14 protein-coding genes and 1 pseudogene are annotated in these 19,599 nt (G+C 67.3%); 5 read left to right on the top strand and 10 right to left on the bottom strand.

The window, feature by feature from the left end:
* Positions 1 to 49 precede the first annotated feature (49 nt).
* The 6 genes and pseudogenes from BN2156_RS23065 to eccCa all read right to left on the bottom strand — a co-directional run bounded on the left by BN2156_RS23065 (position 50) and on the right by eccCa (position 8,497).
* On the bottom strand, positions 50 to 346 hold the full coding sequence (locus BN2156_RS23065; RefSeq protein WP_090517178.1) for a hypothetical protein: 297 nt from the start codon (positions 344 to 346) through the stop codon (positions 50 to 52).
* Positions 347 to 350: 4 nt separating this feature from the next.
* Positions 351 to 815, bottom strand: coding sequence for a YbaB/EbfC family nucleoid-associated protein (locus BN2156_RS23060; protein ID WP_090517177.1), 465 nt, complete (start codon positions 813 to 815; stop codon positions 351 to 353).
* Between the two features lie 248 nt (positions 816 to 1,063).
* A pseudogene (locus BN2156_RS23055) lies at positions 1,064 to 2,488 on the bottom strand (nucleotide-binding protein); the annotation flags it as partial.
* A 78-nt stretch (positions 2,489 to 2,566) separates the two neighbouring features.
* Complete coding sequence (gene mycP, locus BN2156_RS23050) at positions 2,567 to 3,892, bottom strand: type VII secretion-associated serine protease mycosin (protein ID WP_090517599.1); 1,326 nt, start codon at positions 3,890 to 3,892, stop codon at positions 2,567 to 2,569.
* A 1-nt stretch (position 3,893) separates the two neighbouring features.
* Positions 3,894 to 4,502 carry an EsaB/YukD family protein gene (locus BN2156_RS23045; RefSeq protein WP_235625453.1) on the bottom strand — a complete coding sequence of 203 codons (609 nt, stop codon included), beginning with the start codon at positions 4,500 to 4,502 and terminating at the stop codon, positions 3,894 to 3,896.
* On the bottom strand, positions 4,499 to 8,497 hold the full coding sequence (gene eccCa, locus BN2156_RS23040) for a type VII secretion protein EccCa (RefSeq protein WP_162490917.1): 3,999 nt from the start codon (positions 8,495 to 8,497) through the stop codon (positions 4,499 to 4,501). Before eccCa ends, BN2156_RS23045 begins: the two co-directional genes overlap by 4 nt.
* A 46-nt stretch (positions 8,498 to 8,543) precedes the next feature.
* On the opposite strand from eccCa, the gene eccD reads away from it, so the two are divergent.
* The gene (gene eccD / locus BN2156_RS23035; protein WP_268872692.1) at positions 8,544 to 10,085 is read left to right on the top strand and encodes a type VII secretion integral membrane protein EccD; all 1,542 of its coding nucleotides are present in this window, start codon (positions 8,544 to 8,546) and stop codon (positions 10,083 to 10,085) included.
* Between the two features lie 4 nt (positions 10,086 to 10,089).
* Here eccD and eccB read toward each other — a convergent pair whose 3' ends face one another.
* Positions 10,090 to 11,589 (bottom strand): type VII secretion protein EccB, encoded by a 1,500-nt coding sequence (gene eccB, locus BN2156_RS23030; protein ID WP_090517174.1) that lies wholly within the window; start codon positions 11,587 to 11,589, stop codon positions 10,090 to 10,092.
* Positions 11,590 to 11,654: 65 nt separating this feature from the next.
* On the opposite strand from eccB, the gene eccE reads away from it, so the two are divergent.
* Positions 11,655 to 13,349 carry a type VII secretion protein EccE gene (gene eccE, locus BN2156_RS23025; protein ID WP_090517173.1) on the top strand — a complete coding sequence of 565 codons (1,695 nt, stop codon included), beginning with the start codon at positions 11,655 to 11,657 and terminating at the stop codon, positions 13,347 to 13,349.
* A gap of 15 nt (positions 13,350 to 13,364) precedes the next feature.
* The gene (locus BN2156_RS23020) at positions 13,365 to 14,093 is read left to right on the top strand and encodes a DUF5336 domain-containing protein (protein WP_131725195.1); all 729 of its coding nucleotides are present in this window, start codon (positions 13,365 to 13,367) and stop codon (positions 14,091 to 14,093) included.
* Here BN2156_RS23020 and BN2156_RS23015 read toward each other — a convergent pair.
* The gene (locus tag BN2156_RS23015; RefSeq protein WP_090517596.1) at positions 14,067 to 15,200 is read right to left on the bottom strand and encodes an acyltransferase family protein; all 1,134 of its coding nucleotides are present in this window, start codon (positions 15,198 to 15,200) and stop codon (positions 14,067 to 14,069) included. The genes BN2156_RS23020 and BN2156_RS23015 overlap by 27 nt on opposite strands.
* Before the next feature lie 48 nt (positions 15,201 to 15,248).
* Here BN2156_RS23015 and BN2156_RS23010 point away from each other — a divergent pair, with 48 nt between their 5' ends.
* The gene (locus BN2156_RS23010) at positions 15,249 to 16,718 is read left to right on the top strand and encodes a glutamate-cysteine ligase family protein (protein ID WP_090517171.1); all 1,470 of its coding nucleotides are present in this window, start codon (positions 15,249 to 15,251) and stop codon (positions 16,716 to 16,718) included.
* Between the two features lie 18 nt (positions 16,719 to 16,736).
* Positions 16,737 to 17,420 carry a class I SAM-dependent methyltransferase gene (locus tag BN2156_RS23005; RefSeq protein ID WP_090517170.1) on the top strand — a complete coding sequence of 228 codons (684 nt, stop codon included), beginning with the start codon at positions 16,737 to 16,739 and terminating at the stop codon, positions 17,418 to 17,420.
* A gap of 10 nt (positions 17,421 to 17,430) precedes the next feature.
* Here the strand turns inward: BN2156_RS23005 and BN2156_RS23000 are convergent, their stop codons facing one another.
* The gene (locus tag BN2156_RS23000; RefSeq protein ID WP_090517169.1) at positions 17,431 to 19,011 is read right to left on the bottom strand and encodes an HNH endonuclease signature motif containing protein; all 1,581 of its coding nucleotides are present in this window, start codon (positions 19,009 to 19,011) and stop codon (positions 17,431 to 17,433) included.
* Positions 19,012 to 19,047: 36 nt separating this feature from the next.
* A complete protein-coding gene (locus BN2156_RS22995) occupies positions 19,048 to 19,521 on the bottom strand; it encodes a nuclear transport factor 2 family protein (RefSeq protein ID WP_090517168.1) in 474 nt (157 codons plus the stop codon).
* Positions 19,522 to 19,599: the final 78 nt, after the last annotated feature.

Here is a 19,599-nt window from a genome sequence, read left to right as displayed (position 1 = left end):
ATCGGTGCGGCAGCCGTCCTATGCGGCGCGCCGCCCCATGGTATTGGCCCTACGCCTGGTCGTTGTGTTCGAAGGAGTCCGCGGCGCCCTTCAAACCATCCGAGTAGTAGTCGAGCAGATCGGTCTTGGCCGCCACGGATCCGTCGACCCAATCCCTTTGCGCCAGATGCCCTGAACTGCCTTTCGCGAATCCGTCACCCATCTTGTCGTCGCCCCACGCGGCGCCTTCGGCGGCCAGGTTGGCCTGCAGGGATGACAGCACGTTCTTCATCCTGACGCTGACGTCGTTCAGATCCTTCGACGTCGCTCGCAGCTCAGATGGTCCAACACCGAGTTCGTCAGCCATCGGTTCAGCTCCTCACGGTGGGGAACGCAGTTCCGTTCCGGTCGTCGTCCTCGGGTTCGCGCTGTGGGACGTCCGGATCCTCATGGCCGAATACGGCGCTGGTCAGATCGCGCAGATCGGGCGCGCCATCGACGATCTCGGACATTGACGGCAACATCCGGCGCCGCTCCCCGATCGGCGTCATCAGCGCAGCCGCCCGCTGAGCGACGAGCTGCGCCGCGGACTGTGCGGCCGACGTGACGTGATCGCCGAGCTCGTCGAGTTCGAACTCCTCGAGGTACGACTCATCGATCACGGTCTCGATGACATGACCACGTGCGTCGACCGTGACCTCGACCAAGCCGTCGGCCGCGGCGGCGCTCGCGGTCAGCTGCGCCTGTTGGCGCTGCACCGCAGCAATGTCGGCCATCTGCTCTTGGACCAAGGCAAGCACCTCGGTCATCTGATGCCGGAGGGCATCGTTACTCATTCGAGCCAGTGTTCCAGATCGGCAAACTCACCGCCACGCACTTTGCTGAATTCGATTCTGGCTGACCATATTTGAGTGCTCAGACAATTAAGCGAGGTGAAATAGCCATCGCTGCAATGCGACTCGCGCGTCAATTTGCCGACTGCCGGCAACAACCGAGATCAACGGGAAGGTCCGCACCAAGCACCGGTAGCTCGCATACCCTGACCCGCACCGCGCATTCTTTGCCTGCGCGCGGATCGGGTTTGTCACCGGTACTGGGGCGCACCTCGTAGCCGGGGAAACTTTTCCGCCACTGCTGCAGCCAGTTCCAGGTATGCCTGCAGCGTGGCCGGGTCAAGCAGGTCGAAGTCGACATCGGCACCCTCGGCCAGGTGCGGATCGAACGGGATCATGTGCACCGAGCGGCAGCGGGCTTCGAAATGTTCGTAGACCTTGTCCAGTTTGAGCTTCGCCGACCCGGGCCGTGAGGCACTGAGCACCACATGCGCTTCGCGGACCAGCGCGGAATGCCCGTGCTGCATCAGCCAGTCCAGGGTCGCCGACGCACTGCGGGCCGCATCGATCGCCGGTGAGCTGACCAGCACGATCGCATGGGCCAGGTCGAGCACGCCCGCCATCGCGGAATGCATGATGCCGGTGCCGCAGTCGGTGAGGATGATGTTGTAGTAGCGACGCAGGATGCTGACGGTGCGGCGGTAGTCGGATTCGCCGAACACCTCCGACACCGCGGGTTCCTGCTCGCTGGCCAGAACCTCCAGGCGACTGCCCGCCATGCGGGTGTGGCTGCGTACGTCGGCATAACGCTCGATGTCTGGATCCGACAGCAGGTCTCGCACAGTGGACTGACTCGACGTATCCCGTACCCGTTCGGCCAGCGTTCCGCGGTCCGGGTTGGCGTCCACCGCGATCACGCGGTCGTTGCGCATCATGGCCAGCGCCGATCCCAAGCCCAGCGTGGTGGTGGTCTTGCCGACACCACCCTTGATCGACAACACGGCGATACGGAAGTCGCCGGCGATCGGCTGACGGATCTGGGCCAGCAGGTCCTCCCGCTCCCGCTCCTTGCGCGATTCCCCCGGACTGACGCGGCCCGCGCTCGCCAGGTGCACGGCCCGGCGCCATCCCGAATGGGGTGCGGTACGTGAGCGGTTGAGAATCCCGGCGTCATCGAGCGACGGGGGCACTGGCGAATACTGCGCCGGTGCCGGTGCGCCCGCCGGCGGCGGCAGGAGCGGCGGCATGAATCCCGGCGGCGGCAACGGCAGTGGAGGTAGCGGAGGCGGTGGCACCGGCATCTGCGGAGCCGCCGGTGGCGGAGGCGCGGGCATCTCCGGGGCCTCATCCGGCTGCAGCGCATGTCTGGGCAACGGCGGAATCGGGATCAGACCATTCGGTGGTTGCTGGTGTTCGGGAACCGGTGGCGTCGGCTCCGGTTCGTCGAGGTCGAACCGCTCGGCGAACTCCCTCGACCCGATCGTGCTCTGCATCTGCCACGGGGGCGGGGCAAGCCGACGAACCGGTGCCGGCGCGGGTTCAGGCGCGGGCGGCGGAGGCACCACGAACGCGTCGGTCGTGTCATCGGCCGGAGACGAGGCGGTATGGATCTGCCGGGCTGCCCGTTGCGCTGCAATCTGTTCCAGCAACGCAGCTGCCCGGGCCTCCACCTCGTCCAACTCACCAGGGGCCAGGTCGTCGAGCGATGTGGGCTCGCCGATCGGCCGATTCTCGTCCGGCATCATTCCCCTAACTCACCTGGACCGCCGCCGGGCAGCAGCCACCGCCACCGTCGCCACCATCAACGCAAGACACGTCGCGGTGACGGTGAAGACGATCCTGCGCGCCCGCACATTACCCGGATCAGGTTGCGGTGGCCCGCTGATCGGTGAAGCCGCAGTGACGTCACGCCCGTCAGTCCCAGGTGGGAGCTGGTAGGTCAGTGCCGCAACCGGATCCACGACTCCATAACCCGTGGCCTGGTTGGGTCCATTCCCCGGTGTGCGGGCCGTCCGTTCCACCAGATCTTTGACCTCACCGGCGGTCATGTCGGGGTAGCGCGACCGGATCAACGCCACCACACCGGACACGAACGGCGCCGCGAAGCTCGTGCCGTTCAACGGGGCCATCCCCTGCTGGCCGAGCTGCGCGTTGCTCAGACCCGGCCCGCCGGCGTCCAACGAGGTGACCCGCTCCCCCGGGGCCGCCACCGCCACCCACGGCCCGTGCAGGCTGAAATCGGCCGGGGTGGCCGAGGTGGTCACGGCGCCGACGGTCAGCACATAGTCGGCGAACCAGGCCGGGCTGGCGATGGTGCTGACGCTGTTCCAGCCGGCGTGCAGGGGCTGGTTCGGATCGTTCATGTTGTTCTGCGCCTTGCACATGCTCTGGGAGTTGAAGTTGCCGGCGGCCGCCACCACCACGACATTCCGTTCGTAGGCGTACCGCACCGCACGCCCGAGCTCCCGATCGTCCATCCCGGCCGAAACGGGCGCACAGGCCACCTCCGACAGGTTGATCACCGTGGCACCGAGATCCACCGCGCGGGCGATCGCCAGCGCCAGTGTGTGCGTATTGCCGTAGCCGACCGACGTGGCATTGGGATCGTCGTTCTGGCCGCTGCTCGTGCCGGCGATGCTGTAGGCCCCGCTGTTCTGCCGGATCGACAGGATCGTGGCCTCGGGCGCGACCCCGGCGAAACTGTCGCCATCGGCCGGAGCCGCCCCGATGATGCCGGCGACGAGGGTGCCGTGCGCATCGCAGTCGACCAGGCCGTCGCTGTTCGACACATAGTCACCGCCCGGCTCGAGTGCGGGAAGCCGCGGATGCCGGTTGACGCCCGTGTCGATCACCGCCACCTTCTGCCCGGCGCCACGGGAAAAGCGCCAGGCCTTGCGGTATTCGAGCATCGCCTCGGCACTGGTCTGCTTGGTGAAATCGGTGCCGGGGAGCACGCCGGTGGGGATGCCGCAGATCGACTTCTGCTCGGTCGGGTGCGCCGGTGCGACGGGCCCGGTCGGCGGTGGACCAGGTTCGACGACGGGCGGCGTCACCGCACCGGCGTGCTCCCCGGCACCGATTTCACCAAGCCGCCGCGGCGACGTCGGACCTGCCGAGCACGCGCCGCACGAGTGCCGCCCCACCGACCAACGCCACCAGCATCAACGCCGCGGCGACCATGATCGCCGGCCGGTGCGCCGACAATGGCGGGGCGAGCAGGAGCACCACCCACACCGCCGCGCTCAACCACAACCCGGCGAAGGCCATGGTCCCGGCGGCAGTGGCCGTCCAGGCCGCGTATGAGGCCCGGTTCAGCCGGGCCGCCGCGTCCACCACGTCGTCGTAGAGCGTGGGCGGCGACAACGCCCGGCGAGCCGAGAGGCGCAGCAGGGCACCGTTTTCCACCCCGGCCTCACGCAGGGTCTGATCGGGTGCCAGCGCACCGGCGCCGCGCCCATCGCGGCTGAGCTCCCAGAACGTCCGCCGCTCGTCACGATCGGCCAGGTCGTCACTGCGCTCGTCGTCGCGGGACTTGATCAGCCGGGCGAGCTCCGGAAGGAACGCCGCGACGGGGACGTCGGCCGGTAGCGCGACATCGAGTTGGGTCCGTCCGCCGACCACGGACACCCTGATCGCGTCGGGCGCCGCGGACACCACGTGGACCGGGCGAAGCTCCTCGACGCCGGTCACAGGTCAGGCATCCGGGACAGTTGAACCACGCCGCTACGAGTGGTCCGCGAGACCAGCATGCCGCGGCCGGGAGGCATCGCCGACGCCTTGTATCCACCGAACAATCCGCCCTCGTCCCTGCTTCCGCTCATCACCAAACCGTTGCAGGACAGGTCTTTCAGACGGCCGACGATCGGATCCATCATCGCCCGCCCGGCACCGCCGCTCCGCCGGGCGATGACGACGCGCAGGCCGATGTCACGGGCCTGTGGCAGATACTCGACCAAAGGCCCGAGCGGATGGCTCAGCGAACCCCCGGGGATCAGGTCGTAGTCGTCGATCATCACGAACAGATCCGGCCCCGACCACCACGACCGCTCCTTGAGCTGCTGCTGGGTGATGTCGTTGGGCGGCAGGCGATCTCTGAGAGCACCGGCCAGGGCGGTCATCAGGTCGGTGCACGACTGCGGGGCGGTGGCGTAGCCACCGAGGTATTCATCGGGGACGACGCCCAGCATCGAGCGCCGGAAGTCGACCAGGATGATCTTGGCCTCGACCGGAGTGGCGTTCTCCATCACACCGGCCGCAATGTTGCGCAGCAAGCCGGTCTTTCCACATTCGGTATCGGCGAAGGCCACCAGGTGCGGCTGGGCGTCGAAATCGAGAACCACCGGGGCCAGCTCTTCCTCGTTGATGCCGATGGCGATCCGGGCCTTGCTCAGCTGGCCGGCATCGCGGGCCGCCCGGATGACGTCGTCGCGGTTCACGTCGTGCGGCAGCATCCGCACCCTCGGCGCCTCACGGTCCTGGTAGTGGGTGCGAACCGCCTCGACGGCCCCGGCCACCCCGGCGGGCAGATCCTCCACCGACGAGCTGGAATCGAGTCGCGGCAACCCGATCAGGATGTGCAGCCGCTCGGAGTTGATGCCGCGGCCGGGCCGCCCGATCGGCACCAGTTCGGCGGACCGGCGGGCCACCTCGCTGTCGATCGGATCGCCGAGACGCAGCTCGATGCGGGTGCCGAGCATGTCCTTGACCGCCGGGCGGATCTCCATCCACCGCGATGCGGAAATCGCCAGGTGCACTCCGTAGGACAGGCCCTGGATGGCCAGCGACTGGATCACCTGGTCGAGCGATTCGAAGTCGCTCTTGATCGACGCCCAACCATCGATCACCAGCACCACATCACCGAAGTTGTCCTGGCTCACCTCGCCTTTGGCCTTGCGCTGACGGAAGTCGCGCATGGATTCGATGCCGAGCTCCCGGAACAGCTGCTCGCGGCTGCGCAGCACCCCTGCCACCTCGGCCACGGTGCGCCGGATCGCGTCGGCGTCCATACGGCCGGCCACCCCGCCGACGTGCGGCAACTTCGCCAGGCTGGTCAGCGTGCCGCCGCCGAAGTCCAGGCAGTAGAACTGCAACTGCTCGGGAGTGTGGGTGGCGGCCGCCGACATGATCAGCGTGCGCAGCGTGGTGGACTTGCCCGACTGTGGCCCGCCGACAACCGCGACGTTGCCCTGGGCTCCGGACAGATCGACCATCAGCACATCGCGGCGCTGATCGTAGGGCCGGTCCACCACACCCATCGGCATCCACAGCCGGCCGTTGAGGTTCTGCGGTGCCGACCAGTCCGCTTCCGGCAGAAGCTCGTTCACCGCCGGGCTGTCGTCCAGCGGCGGCAGCCACACTTCGTGGGCGGGCCTGCCGTGACCGCGCAGCCGGCTGACCACCATGTCGAGCAGCGTGGTCTTGGTGGGACCCGAACTGACCGGCTCGGCCTCGGGAAGATCGTGCGGCAACGGCGCCCGCGCGGGCACCGGGTCCTTCTTGACCGGCGTCGCGGTGAACAGCTTCGGCGCCAGCGCCCCCAACTGGGTCACCCGCCCGGTACGTGCCGAGATCCTCGGCTTGACGTACTCGCCCGACACATAGCACGAGTTGAACCGGATCGGTTCGGAGGCATCGCATTTCAGGAACGCCGAACCGGGAACGCTGGGCAGGTGATAGGCGTCGGGCACACCGAGCACGCTGCGCGACTCACCGGCCGAGAACGTCTTGAGGCCGATCCGGTAGGACAGGTGCGAGTCCAGGCCCCGCAGCTTGCCTTCCTCCAGCCGTTGCGAGGCCAGCAGCAGATGCATGTGCAGCGATCGGCCCAGCCGGCCGATCATCACGAACAACTCCGCGAAATCCGGTTTCTGGGACAGCAGTTCGGAGAACTCGTCGACCACGACGAACAGTGCGGGCAGTGGTTCGAGGTCGGCGCCGGCGGCGCGGGCGCGCTCGTACTCGGTGACGTTCGGGAAGTTTCCGGCCGCGCGCAGCAGCTCCTGGCGGCGGTTCATCTCACCGGCCAGCGCGTCCCGCATGCGGTCCACCATGGTCAGTTCGTCTTCGAGGTTGGTGATGATGGCCGCGATGTGGGCGATCCCGTCCAGGCCCAGGAACGTCGCCCCGCCCTTGAAGTCGACGAGCACCAGGTTGAGTTGCTCGGGTGAGTGCGAGGTGATCATCGACAACACCAGGGTCCGCAGGAATTCCGACTTTCCCGATCCGGTCGCGCCGATACACAGCCCGTGCGGACCCATGCCGCCCTCGGCGGCCTCCTTGATGTCGAGTTCGATGGGCTGACCGTTCGGGGTGATCCCGATCGGCACCCGCAACCGCTCCCGCGGGGATCGCTGCCGCCATACTTGTTCGGGCACAATGCCTGCGGCGTCGGGAATCTTCAGCAGTGACATCAGGCCCGGATCGACCGCCCTCGAATCGGCCTCCAGGCTGACGATGTGCGCGGCGTTCGCCGGGCGGTAGCGCCCGATCCGCCGGGCCGTGGTCTCGGCCTCGGCGATCGTGATCGTGTCCGGGGTGGCGAACCGTTCGACGCCCACCGCTGTACGCGCGGCCACGTCGTCGCCCTCGACCACCAGTTGCAGGCTGCGCCGGGCCGACGCACCGGCGCGCAGGCCGTTCAGGTCCAGCAGCGTCACGCTGTCCAAGCCGGCATCGGTGATCAACTGCTCGTCGCCGGTGACGAATCCGTCATCGAGCACCACGACGAGCTGTTTGAGCCCCTGCGTCGGCTGCGCGTTTCGGGTGAACCGGCCGCGTTCGGCCAGCTCGGCCGAGAGCGCGGTCTCCATCAGCTCCAGCGTGGGGAACAACAGCCGCATCGAACCCATACCGTCGCGGGTCGACGCGTGCTGGGCGTGGGGCAGCCATTTGACCCAGCTCCAGTTCTCCCCGTCGGGGTTGGCCGTCACGATCGCCACCTGCACGTGGTCGGGTCCGTGAAAGGTGCACAGTTCCAACACCATCGACCGCACCAGCTGCTGGGCGAGCTTGCGTTCCCCTTCGAAGGTGATGGTGGGAAACGCGCGCAGTGACACCGCCGTCGGGAGTGCATGCACCACCGAATGGGTCTTGACGAACCGGCGCAACGCCACCGTCGACACCGGTTCCAGGTCCTCGGGCGGCCCGGTCTCGGGCGCCATCAACCGCGTCGCCAACCGGTGTGTCCCGATGCCGACGCGGATGTGGCAGTAGTCGGCATCGCTGGGTCGCCGCTCCCACATGCGCCGGGTGCCCACGACGTCGCTCAGCGCGCGCGGATCGGGGTGGCTCCATTCCAGTGCAGTGCGCTGTTCTGCACCGGTGGTGTCGGCCTCCTCGCGAAGATTGGCCAGATAACTGAAGTAGTCCTTGCGTTCCTCGTTCAGCTCGGCGGCGGCTTTGCCATTACGGTTGCCGCCGCCCATGAACATGCCGACCATCGACATGATCATCATCATCGGGAAGAGCAGGAACATCGGGTTTCTCGCCATGTCCCGGCCGCCGACCGTGATCAGCAGCGCGATCATCCCGATCACCGCGACCAGCATCACGAACGGCATCAGCCGGATGAACAGGTTGCCCGGGATGGCCCGCGGCACCTCAGGCGGCGCGGCCAGGTTGACCTCGCCACCGGGCATCCGCGGCGGCGCGACCCGGAGGCGGCGGACAAACCCCTGCGTACTCAACCTTCCCTCCCCGGAAGCTGCTCGAGCCGGATGCTGGGTATTGTTCGTGTCGAGCAATCCCATTGCGCAGGAGGCCGACTGGATTGTGACCCTACCGCCCTCGTTAGCACGGCTCGAGTCAAGCCTTGAGTCGGAGCTTGATCTTGAAACCGAACCTGAGCTGAGCCGACTGACCCTGGTAGTCGGCGAACTGCGCATCGACGTGGGGCTACCTGCACACGTCAGCATCGCCCAATACATCCCCGATGTCATCGATATCGCGAATGAGCAGATCACCTCGACGGACGCGATCATCGCGTTCGACGCGGCCGACGGGCAGTGGACCCTGGCCCCGCTCGGCGGCGAACCCATCGCCCCGCATCTGTCCCTCGGCGAGTCCGGCGTCCACGACGGCGACCTGTTGATGATCTGCGCGGTGGGCCAGCCGGTCAGCCCATTGCTGTTCGACGACGTCGACGACACACACACCACCGATGCCGGCGCAGGCACCGTGCGGGGATGGTTCGCCGACAACGCCAACGCCTTGGCCGGTTTCGGTGTCACCGCGGCGGCCGCTTTCACGTTGGCCGGTGTGCTGGCACATTGGGCGGCCCAGCCTGCCGTGCCCGCCGCGGTGCTGGCCCTGGGCGTGATGGGGGTGGTGCTGGCCTGTCTGGTGTCACACCGGCCGGTGGCCAACCCGGCGGCCGCCTGGATCGCGGCGGTGTCGACGCCGTTGCTGTTCGCGGGCTCGTTGTACGTGGTGCCCGACGGGTCCGGCGCGACATCGCTGCCGATGGCGTTCGCCCTCACCGCGTTCGGGGCGCTACTGGTGCTCCTGGTTTCGGGTAGCGGATCGGCCGTGTACACCGCGATCATCGCGGCGTGCGTTTTCGGTGGCGTCAGTTCCACGGCGATGTTGCTGTGGGAACCGCCGATTCGGACGGTGGGAGCTTTGCTCGCGACCGTGGCCGTTATCGTCGTCTACCTCGCCCCGCGGGTGACGATCGGGCTGTCGAAACTGCCGATCCCCCGGGTGCCGACGGCAGGAGAACCGCTCGACGACATCGAAACCCAGGGCGGCCCAACTGTCGAGGGCGTCAACGCGATCGGCAAGCAGATCATCCCGACCGAGGAAGACCTGATCAGCCGGGTCCGGCGAGCCAATCAGCACCTCACCGGGATTCTCGTCGCGGCCGCTCTCGCGGCCCTGATCGGCTGCTATCTGGCGGTGGACGTCAGTAACGGGTTCTACTGGCAGGGCACCGTTTTCGCGATCATGGTGGCGACGGTGCTGTGCCTGCGCGGCCGCGGCCACCATGACCTGGTGCAATCGGCGACGCTGATCGGCAGCGGGCTGACGATCGCCGTGGCCGTGGTCCTCAAGACCGCGCTGTACGTAGCGGACTGGCAGGTGCGTGCCGTGATCGTGCTGCTCGCGCTGATGGTGCTGATCCTGGCATGCGGGCTGGTCGCTCCCCTGCGCGAGTTCTCGCCCGTGGCGCGACGTCAGGTCGAGATACTCGAATACATCGCCGTGGGATCGCTGTTCCCACTGTGCTTCTGGATCATCCGGCTGTACGCGTTCTTCCGCGAGATGCGTCTGTAGACCGCTAGCCCGCCGAAATCTTGACGCTCTCCGGGTCGGCTGCCATGCCGTCATGCGCAACCAGGGCCGCCTCCTGGGACAGCTCCGGTCCGGGCGGCAACAGCGACAGCACCGGCCACGGCGCCCACTGCGGGGCGTTGGCCGGGCCGTCGGGAATCTTGACGCCGCTCACCCCGAGCACCTCGGCCGTCGGCAGATCTTTGATGTGGTACCGCACTCCGGTATCCGAGACGTAGAACAGCTGGCCCGTCGAGCGGCTGTCTGGATCGTTGCCCGTGGCCTGCACGTACTCACCGGCGCCCGGGGTCAGGTAGACCGAGTCCGCGCCGGGTCCGCTGCCGTCGGCACTGGCCAGCCGGACCATCTGGGCACCCTCGGCGGTCGGCAGGCGGTGCCCGACGAGCAACCGGACGTTCGCGTTGGCGTCGGTGTTGGATCGCTGCCAGCCCATACACACCACCCGGTCCGGGTTGGGCGGCACGATCCGGGGCGACACCAGCGGATAGTGGTCGATCGGAAGCCGGTGCACCGTCGGCACATCGGCCAGCGTTGCGGGCGAGATCTCGGCGGCCTGCCCGGTGGTCACCTCACCGGACGCGCCATAGCGGATGATGTCGGCGGTGGCCTGCGAGACGGGTTGCAGCCCTTCGCGCAACACGACGTAGAGCTGCTCACCGCGGGAGTCCACGGATTTGACGATGGCGCCGACTGGGTGGTCCGGGCTCAGCGGGCCGGGCTCTCCTGAGCCCGGAATCATCACCGGCGTGATCGGGTCGACCAGCGGGAAAGTGTTGAGCAGGGCCAACGACATCGGCCTGGTGGTCGCGCCCTGCAGGTGAAGTCCGTTGATCAGAACCGGATCTGACACGTCGATCGGGGCGCGTACGCCGCGGTAGACCAGGTAGGTGGTGCCGCCGGTCTCGGTGAGGATCGCCTCGGTGGAATCGACGGCGCGGATACCGGTGTCGAGCACCGGGTTGTTGGCCAGCACCGTGGTCTGCAGGCTGGCCGTGCCGGTGGTTTCGGTGACCGCGGGCATCAGCAGGTTGTCGCAGACCGTCCACGACGACGTCGCCATGTCGTCGCCGCGGTTGATGCTCGCCGGGGCGCCGATGATGCCGACCATGGGTCCGCGTGGGACGACGTCGAGGAATTTGTCGTCGACCTCTTTGGGGCTGTCGTTCTTGCCGATGATCAAGCGGGCCGAGGCCAGGTTCAGCACGGGATGGATCTGTTCGCCGATCCGGACGAACGGCGCGCCGCTGGACTTGCTCAGCACGATCTGTGCGTCCCCGATGTTGGGGGTGGGCTTGAAGAACGCCATCACGGCCGAGGCGCCGGTGATCAGGACGGCGATCACCGCCCCCACGATCAGGGCCCGCATCTGGCCGCGCATCGGATCGTGGATCATCCGCGAATCCCCGCGGATGAGGGCGTGCTCAAGCCGGCGGATCAGGAAACGGTAGCCGTTCACCTGTGCGCGAGTGGTAACTTGCGCTGGCATGCGTAGGGTATAGCACGTCCGCACCACCTCGACATGACAGCCGAGCGACTCTTATTCGAAAAGCGATGCGTCCATTGACTTTCGCAGCAAAGCTCACCACCGCCGGCGATACCGGCCTACAGCGGCTCGTCCCCTTGGTCGATCTGATCGCTCTGCAAACACTTGTCGTGGCCGGCATCATCGTCGCCCAGCAACTGGACCGGCCCGGCTGGCAGGGCGCCGCCGTGGGCCTGGTGGCGGGGTTGCTGCTGGTCGCCCCGATCGTCAAAGGCACCACGGCACCGCGGGCACTCGCCGTGCGCGGCAGATTTCTCCGTAATCGGCGTCGGCGTGCCGGCAAGTCCGGGCCCGCTTCCTTGCCCGCCGAGCCGTTCGACGTTCCGACACCCGACGGTCTGCAGATCGGATTCCGTTGGAACGGCACGACTTTGCTGTCACTGCTCAAGATCGACGAAAATCCCAGGGCTCTGACCGTTTTGGAGCCGGGGGTCACGGTGTCCGGCGAGATGGTTCCGGTGCAGGCCCTGCTCGACTGCCTGCGCCAGTTCGACATCACGCTCGAGTCCATCGACGTCATCAGCCAGGGCGCTCGCTCGGCCGGCCACACCGACGTCGCCGCGGTCTATGACTCCGTGCTGGGGCCGCTGCCTGCGATCGCCCAGCGCACCGTGTGGATTGCCGTGCGGTTCAACCCGTCACGGTGCGCAGAGGCGGTCCGGCGCCGTGGAGGCGACCGCGACGGCATCCTGCGCGCCGCGACGACCGCGACCCGGCGCGTCGCCAATCGGCTGGCCGAGGCCGGCCTGCAGCCCCAGTTCCTCTCCGCGAGCGGCATCGCGGCGGCGACAAACCAGCTCAGCGACGGCGTAAATCTCGGCACCGTCGAGGAAACGTGGGAGGACTGCCGGGAAGGCCACTTCCGGTTGTCCAGCTTCGCCGTGCAGCCGCACATGCTGACCACGGCGGGCCTCGGGCTGCTGTGGACGGTGCCGAGCTACTCCACCACGGTGTGCCTGTCGCTGCGGGAAGCCGCCGACGAGGATCTCATCGAGGTCCGTGGGCTGGCCCGCTTCGACAGCGACGTGCGCGTCCCCACCGAGCTGCGCGGTCTCACTCCGCTGCACGGTCAGCAATTCTCCGCATTGGCGGCCACTCTGCCGATCCCGGCGGTGCCAGGATCCGGTCAGATCGAGCACTGGGCCTCGGGCCTTCGCGGCGACGCGCTGAGCGAGTTGGCCCTGCCCGCCTCGGGCTGCGGTCAGGTGATCGGTGCGGATCAGGAGGGGCGCGCGGTGGCACTGCCGCTGTTCGGCCCGCAGATCCGCCGCGTCGAGATCGTCGGCACCCTGCACCTGGCTCAGCAGGTGGTGCTGCGCTCGCTGGCATTGGGCGCACGGGTGCTGGTGCACAGCCGGCGTCCGGCGTTCTGGCGCGACATGGTCGAGGTCGTCGGGCGTAACGACCTGCTGTGGGTTGCGGACTTCAACCGCCGCGCCATCCAGGCCGGTGCGGAGCGCAACTACACCGTCGAGATGTTCGACGGTGTTCCGGAGCAGTCGGTCCGGATCGGGGTCACCGCCATGGTGCTGGCCCCGCCGAACACGCGACCATCGGATCAGGCCGACGTTGTCCTCGACCTGATCTCGCTCGAACATGACACCGTGAAGGTCAGCACCCAGGCCGGCTCGGCGGTGGTCACGATGGTGGCCACCGACGACGAGATGAGATATCTGCGGGCCTCGGCCAACAGCATCGACTGATGTGAAGGAGTGATCGTGGACAATTCGCTGCACCGCAACCTGTCGATCGCGGTCGTGGTTCTCGGTCTGGCCGGCTACTGCGTCAGTTTCGGGCCGACGGCCGCCGGCGGGGGCAACGACTGGCACGTCCGCTTCGCCGTGCTGGCCGCCCTGGTCGCGGCAATCGGCTTGTTCCCCAAGCAGACTGCCCGCCCGTGGCTTCCCGCCCTCCTCGCTGCCGCGGGTTTCCTCGACGCGTTGTCGAGCGTGCTGACCACCTCGTCGGGATGGGTGTTGACCACGATCGCGGTGCTCACCGGGCTACAGGCGGTGGCGGCGGGCGTGGCGCTGTGGCTGGCCCCGGAGACGCCGGCGGCGGCGGGTGCCGCCGGCGGCTACGAGGCCTACCTCGACTACTACAACCAGGCCGTGCAGCAGTACTACCAGCAGACCGCGGCGGCACAACCGGATTCACCGCAGCGCAGCGCGTACGGACAGGCCTATGCCCAGGCCTACGGCCAGTCACAGGCTCAGGCGCCGGCCACCGGTGCGGGTGCTGCGCGCGCGACGCAACAGGCGCCCCAATACGGCGATTACGCCGATCTACTTTCCCCGCAACAGGATTACGGCCGGTCGGCCACCGCGGCCCCGGCCCAGACCGGTGGGGCCCTGACTCCGCCCGGGCGGGCCGGGGCCGGCCCGGCACAGGCACCGGCCCCGCACGTGCGCGCTGACGAATCAGCGCGGCCGGGTGAACCGATGTAGCAGCCAGGCGAACGGCGCCGTGACCACCAAGGTGACGAGGAACAGCACGGTGGCCGAACCGGTGTAGACGTTCCAGCCCAGCACGAACTCCATCACCAGGTCCATCGCGACCACGTGCAGCAGGAAGATCTCATAGGAGATCTCCCCGAGGGCCACCATCGGTCTGCTGCCCATCATGCGCGCGTAGAGACCGTTGCCGCCCAGTGCCAGCGGGGCCACCACGAGCGCCGCGATGAGCGCGTAGAACATCGTCTTGGCCAGGTCCTCGGTCAAGCCGAGGGCAGGCGCCGTTACGACCCCCGCAATTGGGGTCGAGACCACCAGGTAGCAGGCCAGCGCCAGCGGCAGCGTCGCCATCGCATAGCAGCGCACGCCCATCGTCGACAGGACGGCCAGCATCATCCCGCCCACGAACCAGGCCAGGTAGTGCGGCAACCAGGCACCACCACCCACCGGCAGCCAGTCGGTGTTGTGCAGCAACACCAGCCACACCGGGCTGACCGCGGCCAGGACAGTCAACCCGGCAAGCAGCAGCACCGGGCGAAAACGCCTGCGGCCCAACACCACCAACAGCAGATAGGCCAACAGCGGCAGCACGGCGTAGAACGCGACCTCCACCGCCAGACTCCACATCTGGGTGAGACCCTGGTGCAGATACTCGGTGAAGTAGTTGTCGCTGTAGATCTGGGTCAGCGTGAGATTCCGTATCAGGCCCGTCCAGGTGTGCCCGGGATTCGGTTGCACGGGGCGAAGTTCGTAGATGCCGTAGACGATCAGGACCGTGACGACATAGGCGGGCATGATGCGGCGAAACCGATTTCGCGCGTAGCGTCGGGTGCTCGGCGCGTCGGCCCCCGAGGCGGCGGCCTGCACCCAGGGCCGGAACAGCAGCAGCCCGGACAGGACGAAGAAGATCGCCACCCCGACCTCCAGGCGCGCACTCATCAGGCCCAGATACCCCTGCGAGAGCAGGCCCGTGCCATACGCCGCGTGCGTTCCCATCACGGTCAGGGCGGCCACCGCGCGGACCCCGGTGAGCGCGGAGACGCGATCCGCGTGCGAGACCTGCTCCAGTCCGCCCTGATCGTCCTCCACCTCTGAGGTCATTTTGCCATTCTGCTTGCGCGGGAGGCCTCCGCGTTGTTGCATCGCGGTGTGGGTGAAGAGGTCAAGAACACCGAGTTCAGCCGCGCGCACCGGCAGGAGTACCGGCGCAAGGTGCAGCTGTGCCTGGACGTGTTCGAAACCATGCTGGCCCAATCGAGCTTCGAGTTCTCCCGTCCGCTCACCGGGATGGAGATCGAGTGCAACCTCGTCGACAACGAGTACCAACCCGCGATGACCAATCAGGAGGTGCTGGCCTCCATCGCCGATCCGGCGTATCAGACCGAATTGGGCGCCTACAACATCGAATTCAACGTTCCGCCGCGTCCGCTGCCCGGCCGGTCCGCTCTGGATCTCGAAGATGAGGTACGCCGCAGCCTCAACGCCGCCGAGATCAAGGCCAACGAGGACGGCGCGCACATCGTGATGGTGGGCATCCTGCCCACCCTGATGCCCGAGCACCTCTCGGACGGATGGATGAGCGAGTCGACGCGGTACCAGGCGCTCAACGACTCGATCTTCACCGCCCGCGGCGAGGACATGCCCATCGACATCTCCGGCCCGGAGCGGCTGAGCCTGCAATCGGCGTCCATCGCCCCGGAGTCGGCGTGCACCAGCATGCAGTTGCATCTGCAGGTCTCCCCGGCCGACTTCGCCCGCAACTGGAACGCCGCCCAGATACTGGCCGGGCCGCAGCTCGCGGTCGGCGCCAACTCGCCGTACTTCTTCGGTCATCAGCTGTGGGCCGAGACCCGCATCGAACTGTTCACCCAGTCCACCGACACCCGTCCCGATGAACTCAAGGCACAGGGGGTTCGGCCGCGGGTCTGGTTCGGCGAGCGCTGGATCACCTCGATCTTCGACCTGTTCGAGGAGAACGTCCGGTACTTCCCGTCACTGCTGCCGGAGCTCTCCGACGAGGATCCGGTCGCCGAGCTCGCGGCGGGCCGGGCGCCCCACCTGGCCGAGCTGCGGCTGCACAACGGGACCATCTACCGGTGGAACCGTCCGGTCTATGACGTCGTCGACGGTGTCCCGCATCTGCGTGTCGAGAACCGCGTCCTGCCCGCCGGCCCGACCGTGGTGGACATGCTTGCCAACGCCGCGTTCTACTACGGCCTGCTGCGGACGCTGTCCGAAGAAGACCGGCCGCTGTGGACGAAGATGAGCTTCGCGGCGGCCCACCACAACTTCGTCGAGGGGGCCCAGCACGGTCTGGACGCCCGGCTGTACTGGCCCGGGCTGGGTGAGGTCACGCCCGACGAGTTGGTGCTGCGCCGGCTGCTGCCGATGGCGCACGACGGGCTGCGCCGCTGGGGGGTGGCCGGCGAAGTGTGCGACCGCTATCTCGGGGTCATCGAAGGTCGCGCGAAGACCGCACAGACCGGATCGACCTGGCAGGTCGCAACCGTGCAGAAACTGCAGTCCAAGGGCTTGACCAGACCTGAAGCGCTGGCCGAGATGTTGCGAGAGTATGTCCAGCGGATGCACAGTAACGAGCCGGTCCATACCTGGGATTGAGACGCGTACGTTGGAGTCATGACATCTGGACAGGTCTTGGACTGGGATGGCGCGTACAAGGGGGAAGCAGGTTTCGAGGGTCCGCCGCCGTGGAACATCGGTGAGCCACAGCCCGAGCTTGCCGCGCTGCACCGGGCCGGGAAGTTCGAGAGCGATGTCCTCGACGCCGGCTGCGGACATGCCGAGTTGTCGCTGGCCCTGGCCTCCGATGGCCTCACCGTTGTGGGGCTGGATCTGAGCCCGACGGCGATCGCCGCGGCCAACAACGCCGCTCAGGTGCGCGGGCTGTCCACGGCCAGCTTCGCCCAGGCCGACATCACGTCGTTCACCGGTTATGACGGCCGGTTCAACACGGTGATCGACTCGACCCTGTTCCATTCCCTGCCGGTCGAAGGCCGCGACGGATATCTGCGATCCATCCACCGGGCCTCGGCGCCGGGTGCGCACTACTACGTGCTCGTGTTCGCCAAGGGCGCGTTCCCGGCCGAGTTGGAGACCAAGCCCAACGAGGTCGACGAGGACGAGCTGCGGGCAGCGGTCGCGAAGTACTGGGAGGTCGACGAGATCCGGCCGGCGTTCATCCATGCCAATGCCGCTGGATTGCCTGTGGATGCCTCCGTCGAAATGCCTCAGCACGACTTCGACGAGAAGGGCCGCATCAAGTTCCCGGCGTTCCTGCTGACCGCGCACAAGGCGGACTGACCCCGCCGCATCAGAACGGTGGGTCCTGCGGGTCCGGAGGTGGCGGTGGAGGCGGTTGCCAATCCGGGGGGAGTTCTTCGGGGTCGAATGGATCGTTGATCCACGTGCAGTACGGGCTGGTGCTGGGCTCGTCGCCTTTGAAGAGTTTCAGGGTGACCCGCATCCGGTTTCGGTTGCGACGCCGGTCGAGTTCCCGCCGCCGCGCCTTCTGGGTGTAGCGGTAGGCCTCGTTGACGGGACGGAGTCGCCGGTTCTTGGCCCGGCTCTGTCCGAGTCGTGCTGCGCGGCTGAGCTTGGGAGCCGGGGCAGGTGCGGGCGCGCGACACGGTGCGGGTCGGAAGCTGTTGAACAGATCCGCCCCACCCGGCGTGGTCCGATATTCTCGGCCGCTCGGTGAGGTCCATATGACGGTGCCGTCCGGATACTGCTCGTCATGCCAACCGCCGAAAGTCTTGAGCCGGTGATGAAAACGGCACAGACACTTCAGGTTCTCCGGCACGGTCAGGCCGCCGTGCGCCGGGGCATTGTGGTCGAAAGGCACCGTATGGTCGAGGTCGCAATCCTCGGCCGATTGCTCGCATCCGGGGAAGCGGCACGTCAGGTCGCGGCAACGGACCCAGCGCTGCACTGACACCGTCGGCTGGTAGCGCAGCGCGGCCGCCGCGTCGACCTTCGGTTCGGTCACCAACCGCATGGTGCCCTGGTCGGCAAACTCTCGAACCTGCTCGGCGTCGATCACACCGAAGCCACACACGTACCCTGAGGCCGCACCGTCGCTCACCACAGTGTCACGCTCGGCTATCACGTTGACCACGACCTTGACCGGTTCCGGCGGCTCGGCTGTCGACCGTGCCGGACAGTCAGCAGTGCCACATTCACACGACAGCTCCCGCCCTTGGGCCAGGGCTTCGATCGCATCGGAGCGGCGCTGGTCCTTACTGCGCGGGTCTTTCGCGCACAACCCGGCCGACATCTCCGAGAGCTTCGCGTCAAAGGTCAATCCGGCGCGAGTCGTGACGATGGCGTCGATCTTGGCCGTGCCGTCACCCAACGGCTTCACATTGACTCGGCGCCGGTCGATGGCATGTTCGCGTTGGGCGATCGCGTCCGGATTCAGCAACGTCACCTTGGCATCAACCGTGGTGGTGATACGCCCGTCGGACCAGCACTGCCACTCGCCGATTTCCTCGGCCAGTTCGGAATCGATCTGAACCATCACCCTCGGGGCGACGAACCGGGTACGCGCGATCACGATTTCGACAGTGCGCCAATCAGTCTGCGCGTTGGCCAACAACCCGGCCAATCGTGGCAAGCGATCGCGCAGGGCCTCGGCCTGCCCGACGAGCCGACTGGCTGCGCCCGGAGTGAGGTTCAACGCCGCACCTACTTCGGCGCTGGTACGCGCGAACCCGGTGAGGATCATGTAGTTCGGGTGCACACCCTCGACATTCAACTCGGCGGTCCGCTGCGCCAACAGATCCGCCACAGCCGCCGTCCGCGCTGCCATCAACCGCGCTTCGGCACGAGCGGTGTCAGTGAGGTCACCAACGAGCCGGGCCGGCGCTGCCGGGTCGAACTCGGTGTCGAACATGTGTTCGAGTCTAGGTCACGGCACTGACACTCGCCGTCAGAATCCGAAATCACTGAGGCCCGGATGATCGTCGGGCCGGCGGCCGAGTGGCCAGAAGAACTTGCGCTCGGATTCGGCGATCGGCGCGGTGTTGATCGACGCGTGGCGCGCATACATCAAGCCGTGCTCGCCGAACTCCCAGTTCTCGTTGCCGTAGGACCGGAACCAGTTGCCGGAGTCGTCGCGGTGCTCGTAGGCGAACCGCACGGCGATCCGATTGCCGTCGTGAGCCCAGAGTTCTTTGATGAGGCGGTATTCGAGTTCGGTGGCCCACTTGCGCGTCAGGAACGCCACGATCTGATCCCGGCCCGTGACGAACTCGGCTCGATTACGCCAACGGGAGTCCACGGTGTAGGCGAGCGCCACTTTGTGAGGGTTGCGGGTGTTCCAACCATCCTCGGCGAGGCGGACCTTCTCGATCGCGCTCTCCAGGGTGAACGGTGGCAAGGGTGGGCGGTTGCCTTCGGACATCTCTGACTCCTTCCGGTTGGAGAACGATCGTTCTCTGCTGGTTGCTACACTAGAGAACGTTGGTTCTCCGCGCAAGAA

This window comes from Mycolicibacterium neworleansense (assembly GCF_001245615.1).
Taxonomy (GTDB): Bacteria; Actinomycetota; Actinomycetes; order Mycobacteriales; family Mycobacteriaceae; genus Mycobacterium; species Mycobacterium neworleansense.
This window is presented reverse-complemented; position numbering and strand designations above follow the sequence as displayed.

Excerpts from the sequence above, each read along its gene's own strand:
- BN2156_RS22995 (WP_090517168.1), bottom strand. The coding sequence starts at position 19,521 with ATGTCCGAAGGCAACCGCCCACCCTTGCCACCGTTCACCCTGGAGAGC.
- BN2156_RS23065 (WP_090517178.1), bottom strand. The coding sequence starts at position 346 with ATGGCTGACGAACTCGGTGTTGGACCATCTGAGCTGCGAGCGACGTCG.
- eccE (WP_090517173.1), top strand. The coding sequence starts at position 11,655 with ATGCGTCCATTGACTTTCGCAGCAAAGCTCACCACCGCCGGCGATACC.
- BN2156_RS23015 (WP_090517596.1), bottom strand. The coding sequence starts at position 15,200 with ATGACCTCAGAGGTGGAGGACGATCAGGGCGGACTGGAGCAGGTCTCG.
- BN2156_RS23060 (WP_090517177.1), bottom strand. The coding sequence starts at position 815 with ATGAGTAACGATGCCCTCCGGCATCAGATGACCGAGGTGCTTGCCTTG.
- BN2156_RS23005 (WP_090517170.1), top strand. The coding sequence starts at position 16,737 with ATGACATCTGGACAGGTCTTGGACTGGGATGGCGCGTACAAGGGGGAA.
- BN2156_RS23000 (WP_090517169.1), bottom strand. The coding sequence starts at position 19,011 with ATGTTCGACACCGAGTTCGACCCGGCAGCGCCGGCCCGGCTCGTTGGT.
- eccB (WP_090517174.1), bottom strand. The coding sequence starts at position 11,589 with ATGCCAGCGCAAGTTACCACTCGCGCACAGGTGAACGGCTACCGTTTC.